This window comes from Collinsella sp. AM38-1BH, from assembly GCF_003467545.1.
Lineage (GTDB): Bacteria > Actinomycetota > Coriobacteriia > Coriobacteriales > Coriobacteriaceae > Collinsella.
This window is the reverse complement of sequence record NZ_QSHC01000004.1, coordinates 84,594-96,836: the sequence shown is the minus strand read 5'-3', so window position 1 is coordinate 96,836 and position 12,243 is coordinate 84,594. Positions and strand designations below refer to the sequence as shown.

The window sequence follows — 12,243 nt, the reverse complement described above, 5'->3', positions numbered from 1 at the left end:
CAATATCGACCGCTCGCCCGTATATCCTTGTTGCTCTTCCAAAAATGTCTTACGTTGTCATTAACGAAATGACAACGTTGTCATTTCGCAATGCCTTCCTTAAGCAGGAAGGTTTCCGGGCAGTCCTGACCATCCATCGACGACCAGTTCCATCCACATGCATCGCGCATCAAGTAGCAAAGGAGCTTTATGGACGCCATCGTAAAGATGCTCGAAAAGCATCAACCGTTCTTCGAGAAGATCTCGAGAAACATCTACCTCCAGGCCATCAAAGACGGATTCCTTGGGTGCATGCCCATCGTCCTTACCTCTTCGATCTTTCTGCTGATCGCCACGCTTCCCGGCGTAGTTGGCATTACGCTGCCCCAGCCGCTCATCGACTGGTGCAACAAGCTGTATAACTTCACCATGGGCGTCATGGGCATCATGGTCGCCGGCACCACTGCCAAGAACTTTACGGCTTCCATGAACCGTCGCATGCCCGCCGGCAAGGTGCTCAACGACGGTTCCACCATGGTGGCCGCCCAGTGCAGCATGCTGCTGCTCGCAGTCACGCAGTTCACCACCAAGCTCAACGGCTCCGAACTTTCGGTCTTCGACTGCACCAGCATGGGCACGCGTGGTCTGTTCTCGGCCTATATCGCCGCGTTCATTACCGTTTGGGTCTATAAGTTCTGTGTCTCGCGCGATCTGACCATTAAGCTGCCCAAGGAGGTCCCGGGCGCCATCGCTCAGAACTTCCGCGACATCATCCCCTTTGGCGGCGCCGTCATCATCTGCGGCATCATCGATGTTGTCGTGCGCAACCTCATGGGCGTTCCGTTCTCCGAGCTGCTTATCAAACTGCTCTCCCCGCTCTTTACCGCCGCAGAAACCTATCCTGGCCTTATCCTTATCCAGGCAGCCACCGCGTTCTTCTGGTTCATCGGCGTCCACGGCCCCTCGATTGTCCAGCCGGGCATCGACCCCATCCGTCTTGCCAACCAGGCCGAGAACCTGCAGGTTCTGCTGGCAGGCGGCCACCCCGCCCACTCCCTCACCTTTAACATGTCGCTCGTGGGTGAGTTCGGCGGCACCGGCGCCACGTTCATCGTGCCGCTTCTGCTGATTCTCTTTATGAAGTCCAAGCAGCTCAAAGCCGTCGGTAAGGCCTCGATTGTTCCTGTTGCCTTCGCCGTCAACGAGCCGCTGCTCTTTGGCGCGCCGATGATCCTTAACCCCTACATGCTCATCCCCTTTGTTGCCGCCGGCTGCGTCAACGTGAGTGTTGCCAAGTTCTTTATCGATAACGTGGGCATGAACGGCTTCTCCTTCGTGGTGCCTTGGGCCACCCCCGCCCCCATCGGCATCTTCATCACCACGAACTTCCAGCTTATCGCCCTGGTATTTGTCGCGATTATCATCTTGCTGGACGCCATCATCTACCTGCCGTTCTTGAAGGCATACGATAAGCTGCTCTGCGACCAGGAGGCCGAGCGCGCCGCCGAGCTGGGTCTCGAGTCCGATGGTGCCGCTGCCATCGCCGCCAACGCCTCTGCGCCCGCTGTCGAGCAGACTACCGCTTCCGTCGAGCCGACCGCCGCTGCCGCCGACAGCAAGCCTGTTGCCGACCAGTCCGAGCCCGCTGCCGATGCATCCGCCAAGAAGGATGTCGACGGTCTGAAGGTCCTCGTCCTGTGCGCCGGCGCCGGCACCTCTGCCATGCTTGCCAACGCCATCAAGGAAGGTGCTGCGCAGACCGGAGAGAACATCGCCTCCTCCGCAGGCGCCTATGGTCAGCACACTGCCATCATGGATCAGTACGACGTCATCGTGCTCGCCCCGCAGGTTCGTAGCTACTACAACGACATGAAGGCCGACACCGATCGCCTGGGCATTAAGCTGCTCGCTCCCCGCGGTAAGGAATATATCGACCTTACTCGCGACCCCGCTGGCGCCATCAAGTGGCTCCGCGAGAACCTCGACTAGTTCCTCCCTCTGTTGGTGCCCGGATTCCCGGTTCGGGCACCTCTCCCTATTCGTATCCCACAGAAAGGATGACTCATGACCAACCCCATGCAGTTCCCCGACGGCTTTGTGTTTGGCGGCGCCACCGCTGCTTACCAGGTTGAGGGCGAGACCCGTACACACGGCAAGGGCAAAGTGCCCTGGGACGATTTCCTGGCTGCTCAGGGCCGGTTCTCCCCCGACCCCGCAAGCGATTTCTACAACAAGTACCCGGTCGATATCGACCTGTGCCAGCGCTTCGGCATCAACGGCATTCGTGTCTCCATCGCTTGGAGCCGTATCTTCCCCAGCGGCACTGGTGAGATTAACCCCGAGGGTGTTGCCTTCTATCACGAGCTCTTTGCCACCTGCAATAAAGCCGGCGTTATCCCCTATGTCACGCTCGATCACTTTGATACGCCCGAGGCCTTTTACCAGAACGGCGGCGAGGGCTTCCTGACGCGCACGACGATCGACGCCTTTGTCGAGTACGCCAAGTTCTGCTTTGCCGAGTTCACCGAGGTCAAGCACTGGTTTACCTTTAACGAGATTCCCGCGACCGCCGAGGGCAGCTTTATCGTCGGCAACTGGCCGCACGGCGAGAAGTATCGCCTGGATAAGGCCTTCCAGCTCATGCACAACATGATGGTGGCCCATGCCAAGGCCGTCGTCGCCTTCCACGAGGGCGGCTTTGAGGGCGAGATCGGCATTGTCCAGAACTTGGAGCCCAAGTATCCCCTCGACCCCAACAACGCCACCGACTGCGAGGCAGCTCGCATGGCCGACGTCATCAACAACCGCTGGGTACTCGACGCCACCTTCCGCGGCCACTATGCAGCCGACACCATGGAGGCTGCGACCAAGCTGGCCCATATCGCCGGCGGCGAGCTCGACGTCCGCGACGAGGACATCGCCGCGCTGACCGCCGCGCTCCCCTACAACGATTGCCTGGGCGTCAACACCTACAAGTGCCAGTTCCTGCGTGCCGCCGAGGGCGAAAACGACATCAACCACAATGGCACCGGTGACAAGGGCTCCTCGCGCTGGTTCCTCAAGGGCGTGGGCGAGTCATGCGTGCGCGAAGGCGTACCCACCACCGATTGGGACTGGATTATCTATCCCGAAGGCCTCTACGACCTGCTGCTCCGCATTAAGAACGATTACCCCAACTACAAGAAAATCTACATCACCGAGAACGGCATGGGCTATAAGGACGACTTCGAGGACGGCTTTATCGACGACGCCCCTCGCATCGACTACATGCGTCAGCATCTCGCATGGATCCTCAAGGCGATTGACGGCGGCGTGAACGTCGACGGCTACTTTGTGTGGTCGCTGCAGGACCAGTTCTCCTGGACCAACGGCTATAACAAGCGCTATGGCCTGTTCTACGTCGACTTTGAGACCCAGAAGCGCTATCCCAAGGCGAGCGCGTACTGGTACAAGAACGTCGCGGAGACCGGCCTGCTCATGGCCTAACTTTTGCCGCATCCCCCCTGTCGGCCGCATACGAATCCCTCCATGGGTTCGCATGCGGCCTTTTTCGTTTTGAGCGGCCCGAACTTGAAGATCTCGATCTGTAACACGTAACCGAGTATTCCGGCCCTACCTGTTACAGATCGAGACAAACGGGTAGCCCGAAGCAGAATATCTCGATCTGTAACATCTAACCCGGTTTTCTACTTCCAACTGTTATAGATTGAGATAATTCGACGAAGCCGATGTTTTATTATACCGTGGTACAATTGTGTCCCAACGCAAAGGAGGTACCCATGTCCGCTTGTGTGCCCGTCCGAGACATGAAGGACACCGCCACATTCACCGCACTTGTTGAGTCTGAGCGCGACGTTACCGTAACCAAGAACGGCTACGAGGCCATGCACTGCATCAGCAGCGACCAGTATCGCCTCATGCAAGAAGAAATCGCCAAGGCAAAACTGCTGTCTCGTATGATGTTGGCAGAAGACGAAATATCGCAAGGCGACTACAGCGATTACGAATCCTTCGCGGCTTCGATACGAGACAAATATGACCTATAACGTCGTCATACTCAAAAGCGCGCGATATGAGTACGAGAGTATCGTCGGATACCTTGCCCAAATCCTCAAGAATCCGCGCGCAGCAGGCAATTTTGTCGCTGAGTTTGAATATCAGCTTGATCTGCTTCGCGAGCAGCCGCTCCTACGTCCCCTTTCGCACATGCAAGAGCTGGCGGCACGTAATTACCAATCGTTTCCCGTCAACAACTACGTGTGCCTCTACAAGTTTGAGCACGAAACAATCTATATCGCCCACATCTTTCATCAATCACAGGACTACGCCCGCCTGATCTAATTTGCAAGCTGAACGGTTGGCCCGAGCGCATTTGCGCGTCATTTCGCGTCACGTTGACGCGTAAAATGGCGCGCAAATTTTTTCGTGTCATAATTTTGACGTGCAAAATGCCATGTAAAATTTTACGTGTCATTTTGCACGTCAAGTTAAAGCGAAACGGAGCACTACGATGCAAGAGACAAAGGATCTTGAGTTCAAGGAAAGCGTCACCAATTCGTTCCTCAAAACCGTCTCCGCTTATGCAAACAACACGGGTGGGCGTGTCCTATTTGGAATTAACGACGCCGGAAAAATCGTTGGCCTCGATGACCCCAAGCAGACCTGCTTGGATATCGAAAACAAGATTAACGATTCGATCATCCCCCAGCCCGATTACTCCCTAAAAATCAACGAGCCCGATGCAACCGTTGAGCTTACGGTCTTTCCCGGCAGATCGAAGCCTTATCTATACCGCTCGAAGGCGTACAAGCGCAATGACACAGCGACTATACCAGTTGATACCCTAGGTCTTTCGCGCCTTGTGCTCGAGGGCCAGAATCTCTCCTTTGAACAGCTCCCGGCAAGCAAGCAAGATCTATCTTTCACCGTTTTAGAGAATCGTCTAACTGCAAAGTTAGCGCTTCAGTCGTTCACAACCGACACTCTCAAAACCCTCGGCCTGCTCGATGAGACCGGGACCTACAATAATGCAGCAGAGCTGCTCGCGGACGAGAACGGCTTCCCAGGCATCGACATTGCAGTGTTTGGTGACACTATCAACCTCATTAAGCAGCGCAAGACCCTTGAGCATGCATCAGTTTTAACTGAAATTGACAGTGCTCTTGAGCTATTCGAAGCTCAGTACTGCTACGAAGAGATCAAGGGAATGGAACGAATCCGCAAGGAGCCCATTCCACTTGAGGCGTTCCGTGAGGCAATAACCAACGCAATCGTTCATAGGACCTGGGATGTACCAGCGCACATCCGCATCTCGATGTTCGACGACCGGGTAGAAGTCGCCTCACCCGGCGGATTACCGGCAAGCATGACTGTCGATGAGTACCTGTCCGATATGCTGTCCGTTAGGCGTAACCGCATTCTTGCCGAAGTCTTTTTGCGCCTGGGCCTTATCGAGGCATTCGGTACGGGCATTATGCGAATTCGAGACACCTATAAAGACAGCATCAAAAAGCCTCGTTTTCAAGTTTCGGACAACGCTATTGTGGTCACACTTCCCCTACTCATGGATAACCCCGGGCTCGAAGGCGACGATCTTACCGTATTTGAACTGCTGAGTGAAGTGCATCCCCAATCGACAAGTGCGCTTGCGGCCAAAGTTACCTTTAGCCGCTCGAAGCTACTTCGCATCCTCAAAAAACTCGTTGAGACGGGCCTGGCTACAGTTGAAGGCGCCGGCAGGGGGCAGAAGTATCGCCTGCTGCGTTAGCTAGCAAATGATCTGCGTGTGCTCCTCGATGGCGGCACGATTCTCGGCGGTAATACCCGGTTCGCACACCACGGCGTCCAAATTGTCCAGGCGGCAGAAGGTGTAGAAGTCGCGCTTGCCGATCTTGCTGGAGTCGGCGATCAGATAGCGCGAGTCGGCCTTGCTAAAGGCGAGCTGCTGGATACGGCCCTCGTCCATGTTGGACGTAGATACGTCACCGTCCAAGATGCCGTTGGCACCGATAAACGCCGCGTCGATGCCCAGCGCACGCAGGGTATCCTCGGCCGTCGGCCCCACAAAAGCGGCGGTGCGGCGACGGTACATGCCGCCCACGAGACACAGGTCGCAGTCTTCGCGCGCCTCGAGCAGGTTAAACACCGAAAGCGAATTGGTCACAATGCGCAGGCGGCACGCCGGCAGCATCGAGGCCATCTGCTCAACCGTGGTGCCCGTACCCAAAAAGATGGTCGAGCCTTCCTCGATAAGCTCCACAGCGCGGCGCGCGATCTGCAGCTTTTCCTCGGCATGCTTAGTGCGCTTTTCGCTGTGCGAATACTCGTGGCGCAACATAGCGTGAGGGCGGCCCTGTGCACTGCGGGCTCCGCCGTGCACGCGCTCGATCTCGCCCAGGCTCGCAAGCTCCTCAAGGTCACGACGAATCGTCATATCCGAGACACCTAACGCATCTGAGATCTCCTTAACCGAGACCGTGCCCTGCTCTTCGAGCAGCTGACGAACCCTATCCTGTCGCTCTGCCTTAATCACGATGAATCCTCGCCGTTCTTTGCGCGCATATCATTCAAACAGTAACGAACAAATTGTATCAGACTCGTGCGCGTCAAAAATGAACGCCCGCACAGCTCCAATCATCACTTTTTTGAGAAAAATACCCCCTGCTTTAGTGGGGTGTAGTGATAATCTCGCCTGTTCGCGCTACAGTTTGTCCGAAATATCTCGATGTTAGGAACCAAATGATCACTTCCGAGCTTTTCGGCACCGCGCCGTGCGGTACCCCCGTTCATCGTTACACCCTCAACGGGCCCGAGATCTGCGTTCGCATTATGGACTATGGCGCCACCGTGTTGGGCATCGACGTGCCCGACATCCCCGGCAACGTGCGCGATGTGGTGCTGGGCTTCGATAAGCTCGAGGATTACTTTGACAACCCCGCTTGCTTTGGCGCGACTATCGGCCCCGTGGCCAACCGCACCGCGGGCGCCACGATCACCATCGACGGCACGGACTGGCATATGCCCGCCAACGAGGGCGCCAACAACCTGCACAGCGATCTTGAGCATGGTCTGCACAAACGCGTATGGGATGTTGAACTCGACGAGGCCCACAATGCTGTGCGCATGACCACCTCGCTTAAGGATGGCGAGCTTGGCCTGCCCGGCAACCGAACCTTTACGGCCGTGTTTACCGTTACACGCACCGGCGTCTTTCGCATCGAGTATGGCTGCGAGAGCGACCGCGCCACCTACGTGTCCATGACCAACCACACGTACTTTAACCTTGCCGGCCATAACGCCGGCATGGACTGTGAGCACTTCTTTGTTGCCAACGCTGCCAACTACCTGCCCATCAACGAGCAGAACATCCCCACCGGCGAGATCACTCCGGTCGAGGGCACGCCGTTTGATTTCCGTGAGCTGCGCCCCGTCGCGCCCGGCATGGAAGCCGACGATCCGCAGATTAAGCAGGCACGCGGCTACGACCACTGCTTGTGTATCGATGGCTATCAGTACGGTCGCAACCTGCGCCGCGCGATGCACGTCGAGGAGATGTGGACCGGCCGCGAGCTGGACTACTACACCACCGCCCCGGGTGTGCAGCTCTACACCGGCAACTGGCTGGGCGACGAGCACGCCAAGGACGATGCCAACTATGGCTGGGGCGCCGGCTTTGCCCTCGAGGCAGAGATGTACCCCGACACGCCGCACCAGCCGCTGTTCCCGCAGGGCATTGTGGGCCCGGGTCACCCCTACAGCAATGTGATCGAATACCACTTTATGAGGCACTAAGCCCACAACGCTACATATCGCACACCAGCGCCCGCCGGCACCGCCGACGGGCGCTTTGCTACCTAGTCATTGGAGACAGTCTTCACTGCCAGACGAGAAGGACTGTCCCAATCTGCCGGCACTTGGGGACGTTCCTAAAAGGCCGGCACAAAAGGAACGTCCCCAAGTGCCAAGGGTGTCCCCACTGACTAGTTGAACAGATTGCCGATGGGGTCGGGGTCGGAGCTGGGGAGGTAGCGAATTTCTAGCTCTATGCCGACCTTTTGCAGCTCTTTGAAGGCAGCGACGTCCTCCTCGCCCACGGCAACTGCGGACGTCACGGGGCGTCTACCCTCCCCTGCCTGCATATGACCAATGCTGATCTTGCTGATCGGCACACCGCCCTTAACCAGCGCGAGCGCATCGGCGGGTGAGGCCACCATAATCAGAATCCATTGGCGCGGCGTTGCGGTATGAATGATGTCGATGGTCCTTTGCACCGAGAAAAACCGCGTCCACACACCCTCGGGCGCCGCGACCCTCATAGGCGCCCACTTGCGCGAATCAGCCGCAATCTCGTCGTTGACGATTAGGACGAGGTTGGAACCCACAGCCTCGTTCCACAGCTCAACGTCTTGCCCGTAAATAAACCGATCATCGATACGTGTAAGAAGGATCCTGGGTTGAGCCATGGCAGCCCCATTCTGTTTGAGACCCGTAAGAGCAAGACATCGCGTTTCCAATATTAGTGCATTTAAAGTGAGAAAAGCCGTCAGAACACTTGCGCGGATGTGCGATGTCCCGTATCATAGACAGCCGTTGACGCCTCAGTTGCGTCATCACATGGCCGCCAGCGTAGCTCAGTTGGTAGAGCACCGCTCTCGTAAAGCGGGGGTCACCGGTTCGAGCCCGGTCGCTGGCTCCATTGCACAAGATAGCCGCCTACGGGCGGCTTTTTTGTTGCCGATTTCGGACGCACATCCGCCAATCCAAGCACAACGCTGCCGGCAACTCCCCTACTCAACAAAAAGCCCCGCCAACCGCAATCCCCAAAGGAACCGCGATCAGCGGGGCTCAAGCGCGCTCCCCCAAGGGAGTCACGCCATCAGACGAACGGCTCAGCCGAACAGTTCGCTACTCCTCCCAGTAAGCATCTGCAAGCAGCTTAAAGCAGATCTTCTTGACCGGCTGTGCGCCATCGCCCGGGAACTCAAGCGTGGGCATGTGAGGCTCGCCGGCAACGAACAGCGCGAACTTGTCGTCGGCAAGATCGCCGGCGATCGAAGCGTCGGAATCGACCAGATCGTAGTCGTCCTTCTCGTCAAACTCCTGGACCAGCGTCAGGCTGCCCGTGGCAACCTTAAAGGCCTCGCGACCCTCGACATCGATCTGCAGGTCGTGATAGCGCTGATGCGTCTCGTAGTGAGCCTCGGCCTCGGGACGCGTCGTGGGAGCCATGACGTTCGCATAGACCTTGTCGCCCAGAATCGGATGGCTGCCGACCTCGAGCTGCGCCGGGTCGTTCTCCTCGAGCCAGTCGATCAGCACGTCGAGGCCCTTGAGCATTCCGCGATACTCCTCGATATCGCCCAATGCACCGTAAATCATCTAAATCCCCTCTCGGATCGTTTCCTTGGCGGCTACTCGGCAAACGCATTACCAAAGCTGTTGCCGCCCACATACGTCTCGACCAGGGTAAGGTCGGGACTGAACACGACAAAGTCGGAGTCGTGCCCCGGCATAATGCTACTGCACTTGTCGTCGACATGAGCTAGCAAGCGATGCCGGGGCCGCAGCACAAGCTCTTACAGCTCGGTCACCGTAACGCCGTTGTAGACCTCGTCCCAACGATCCATAACCAAGTGGCCAGTCATGGGATCCATGGCGTTGAGCTTGCCACAGGTATTGGCGGTACGCAGCACCGTCTCATCATCCGCGCCGGCTGCGATGGCGTGCGCGAAGCCGGCAATGGTAGAATCGCCAGAGCCCGTAGCGTTAACGGCGGGGATATCGGGGGTCTTGGCGCGGAACGCGCGGCCGTTATGGAAGCCCACGGAACCGGCGGCACCCATGGACACGACGACCCAGGGGATATCGGAGAAGCGGGCATCAGAGGCGAGCGCGGCGCGAAGCTCGTCCACATCGTCGGTGGTAAAGCTCGTGCCCAGAAGGCCGTTAATTTCGGTCAGGTTAGGCTTAACCAGCTCAGGCTTGACCTCGGACTTGAGCGCAGCCTCAAGCGAAGCACCCGAGGTATCGAGCAGCACCTTGGCGCCGGCGTTCTCGGCAATGCCCGTGATCTTGGCGTAGTAGTCCGCCTCGACACCACGGGGCAGCGAACCCGAGATGGTAACGACAGCGGCCTTGCTCGCAAGCTCGGCGAACTTGGCGGTAAAGGCATCAAGCTCCTCGGGGGCAATCGTCGGGCCGCTCTCGAGCAGCTCGGTCTGGTTGCCGGCGTGGAGGATGTTGAGGCAAATGCGAGTCTCGCCCTTGATGGGTACAAAATCATTCTTAATGCCGTTGGCATCCATGAGCTCGGCCATGTAGGCGCCCATGTGGCCGCCAAGCAAACCGGTTGCCACAACGTCGTCGCCCAGCTGACCCAGTACACGGGCCACGTTGAGACCCTTGCCGCCGGCGGTCTTTTCGGGCGTCACACGGTTAACGTCGTCGATAATGAGCTCATCGAGCTGATAGCGTGTATCGACGGACGGGTTCATCGTAACGGTGAGGATCATTTTTAGCTCCTTATCTCGCAGGCTCCTTGTGCCTCGCGATACGAGTCGACAAAACGGAATTACAGAATCTCAATCGTGAACGAGCGAACGACGGTCTCCTTGGGCTTGGCGATAAGGCAGCCGCGCTTATGCTCAAGCACGTCGTCCTCATCGGAACAGGTCGAAAGGCCACCCCAGGGCTCAACTGCCACAAAATCACCCTCGGGCTTACTCCACACAATAAGATACGGGAAGCCCTCAAAGCTCAGGCGAACACCCTTGTCCTCGCCCTTCTTGGAAAGCGTGACCTGACGGCTCTCGAGCACGTCAAAGATGGTCTCCGCAAAATCGAAGAGCTCATGCGACAGGGGTAGCGTCTTTCCCACCATAGGGTTCTTGGAGCGGTTAGCCACATCAATCAATCCGGTCGAGGGTACGGCGGTGCAAAGCTCCGCAGCCTCGTCCTTCTCAAAGCGCAGCTCGTAGTCCGTATAGGCCTCGCCCTCGTCGAGCGGGCACCTAAAGCCAGGATGTCCACCGATAAAGAACGGCATGTCCTCGGTGCCCTCATTGGTGACCTCATAGGAGACACGCACGGCAGCGTCCTCAAGCGTATAGCGGGCGACGAGCTTGAACGGATACGGATAATCTCTCAGCAATGCAGCGTTATCCTCGGATGCCAGACACACAGCCAGCTCGTTCGTGCTTTGGCTCAGCAGCTTCCACTCCTGCTTGCGCGCAAACCCGTGGCGGGCGAGCTTCACATGATGCCCGGCGAACGTCATGCCGCTGCCGTCGCGCAGACCTCCGCAAATCGGGAAGCAAATCGGCGCCTGGCCGGACCACACGGCAGGATCGCCCTGCCACAAATACTCGCGACCGTCGGCCTCAATCGAGGTAAACGAGCCGCCGGCTGTGGAAACCTTGATAGAGATCGAATCGTTTGAGAGAGCGTATTCCATTGCCCATCCTTTCGAACAACTGCTTTTTTGCTCGCAAGTACCCGTCTCGGCCCTAACCAAAGGACAAACCCGCATGTTCATCGATGCGTCCGGTATCCCAGCCATGCAACGGGGTACCATACAGACATTGACGTCATTACAGCTGAAAGGCCTTCTTATGCGAACCATCATCCTCTACGCCTCGCGTCACCACGGCAATACGAAAAAGCTCGTGGACGCCATCGTTGAGGCGCACCCCGAGATCGATACCCTCGATGTAAAAACGCTCGGAAAAAACGAGTATCCCGACCTGCACGAATATCATCTAATCGGTGTCGCTACGGGCATTTATTACTCCGAGATCGACAAAGATATGGCACGCGTGCTCACCAACGTGCTGCAGCCGCAGGACAAGGTGTTTGGCCTTATGACCTACGGTGGCAAAAACAAGTGGTACGGCAAGGATATCGATGGCATCTGCCGCATGAGACAGGCCATATTTATGGGCGTCTACGGCTGTCCCGGTTTTGACACGTGGGGACCGTTCAAGATTACCGGCGGCGTCCAAAAGGGACACCCAACCGCCGAGGAAATTAAGGGCGCCGTCGATTTCTTCGACAAAATCGAAGACGAGTACGGCGATATCATCGTCGAAGAGTATGCCAAGCGCGAGAAGCGTCTAGCCTACGAAAAGGAGCATCCTGCGGGAGGTCTTGTGGCCGGCGTCAAGCGCACAGCAAAGAAGATCGCTAACAAGCTGTAACTGTGAAGGTGCTTTTGAGCGTTTAACCCATACGGCGGGTCCGAGCAGATTCGGGCCCGCCGTCTTTTTC

At 57.4% G+C, this 12,243-nt stretch carries 12 protein-coding genes and 1 tRNA gene; 8 read left to right on the top strand and 5 right to left on the bottom strand.

Annotated features, from left to right (window positions below; genetic code table 11):
* Window positions 1-189: 189 nt before the first annotated feature.
* The 5 genes from DW870_RS03275 to DW870_RS03255 all read left to right on the top strand — a co-directional run bounded on the left by DW870_RS03275 (window position 190) and on the right by DW870_RS03255 (window position 5,746).
* Window positions 190-1,968, top strand: coding sequence for a PTS lactose transporter subunit IIBC (locus DW870_RS03275; RefSeq protein WP_117876860.1), 1,779 nt, complete (start codon window positions 190-192; stop codon window positions 1,966-1,968).
* Between the two features lie 75 nt (window positions 1,969-2,043).
* Window positions 2,044-3,465 carry a 6-phospho-beta-galactosidase gene (gene lacG / locus DW870_RS03270; RefSeq protein ID WP_199573584.1) on the top strand — a complete coding sequence of 474 codons (1,422 nt, stop codon included), beginning with the start codon at window positions 2,044-2,046 and terminating at the stop codon, window positions 3,463-3,465.
* Window positions 3,466-3,758: 293 nt separating this feature from the next.
* Window positions 3,759-4,025: a type II toxin-antitoxin system Phd/YefM family antitoxin gene (locus DW870_RS03265; protein WP_117735487.1), complete on the top strand. Its 267-nt coding sequence runs from the start codon at window positions 3,759-3,761 to the stop codon at window positions 4,023-4,025.
* Window positions 4,015-4,320 (top strand): type II toxin-antitoxin system RelE/ParE family toxin, encoded by a 306-nt coding sequence (locus DW870_RS03260; RefSeq protein WP_117735488.1) that lies wholly within the window; start codon window positions 4,015-4,017, stop codon window positions 4,318-4,320. Before DW870_RS03265 ends, DW870_RS03260 begins: the two co-directional genes overlap by 11 nt.
* Window positions 4,321-4,489: 169 nt before the next feature.
* Window positions 4,490-5,746, top strand: coding sequence for an ATP-binding protein (locus DW870_RS03255; RefSeq protein WP_117735489.1), 1,257 nt, complete (start codon window positions 4,490-4,492; stop codon window positions 5,744-5,746).
* On the opposite strand, the gene DW870_RS03250 is transcribed toward DW870_RS03255, so the two are convergent.
* Window positions 5,747-6,511: a DeoR/GlpR family DNA-binding transcription regulator gene (locus DW870_RS03250; protein WP_233502252.1), complete on the bottom strand. Its 765-nt coding sequence runs from the start codon at window positions 6,509-6,511 to the stop codon at window positions 5,747-5,749. It abuts the gene before it with no gap.
* Between the two features lie 206 nt (window positions 6,512-6,717).
* Between DW870_RS03250 and DW870_RS03245 the strand changes: the two genes are divergently transcribed.
* Complete coding sequence (locus DW870_RS03245) at window positions 6,718-7,770, top strand: aldose epimerase family protein (protein WP_117876858.1); 1,053 nt, start codon at window positions 6,718-6,720, stop codon at window positions 7,768-7,770.
* Window positions 7,771-7,958: 188 nt separating this feature from the next.
* Here DW870_RS03245 and DW870_RS03240 read toward each other — a convergent pair whose 3' ends face one another.
* On the bottom strand, window positions 7,959-8,441 hold the full coding sequence (locus DW870_RS03240) for a PTS sugar transporter subunit IIB (protein WP_117876856.1): 483 nt from the start codon (window positions 8,439-8,441) through the stop codon (window positions 7,959-7,961).
* A 157-nt stretch (window positions 8,442-8,598) separates the two neighbouring features.
* On the opposite strand from DW870_RS03240, the gene DW870_RS03235 reads away from it, so the two are divergent.
* Window positions 8,599-8,674: transfer RNA gene (locus DW870_RS03235), tRNA-Thr, on the top strand.
* 209 nt (window positions 8,675-8,883) lie between these two features.
* On the opposite strand, the gene DW870_RS03230 is transcribed toward DW870_RS03235, so the two are convergent.
* The 3 genes from DW870_RS03230 to DW870_RS03215 form a co-directional block, all read right to left on the bottom strand.
* Window positions 8,884-9,357 carry a YhcH/YjgK/YiaL family protein gene (locus DW870_RS03230; RefSeq protein ID WP_117743267.1) on the bottom strand — a complete coding sequence of 158 codons (474 nt, stop codon included), beginning with the start codon at window positions 9,355-9,357 and terminating at the stop codon, window positions 8,884-8,886.
* A 197-nt stretch (window positions 9,358-9,554) separates the two neighbouring features.
* On the bottom strand, window positions 9,555-10,490 hold the full coding sequence (locus tag DW870_RS03220) for a hexose kinase (protein ID WP_117763430.1): 936 nt from the start codon (window positions 10,488-10,490) through the stop codon (window positions 9,555-9,557).
* Between the two features lie 59 nt (window positions 10,491-10,549).
* Window positions 10,550-11,431, bottom strand: coding sequence for an aldose 1-epimerase family protein (locus DW870_RS03215; protein ID WP_117763429.1), 882 nt, complete (start codon window positions 11,429-11,431; stop codon window positions 10,550-10,552).
* Window positions 11,432-11,588: 157 nt separating this feature from the next.
* Between DW870_RS03215 and DW870_RS03210 the strand changes: the two genes are divergently transcribed.
* A complete protein-coding gene (locus DW870_RS03210) occupies window positions 11,589-12,173 on the top strand; it encodes a flavodoxin domain-containing protein (RefSeq protein ID WP_233505087.1) in 585 nt (194 codons plus the stop codon).
* Window positions 12,174-12,243: the final 70 nt, after the last annotated feature.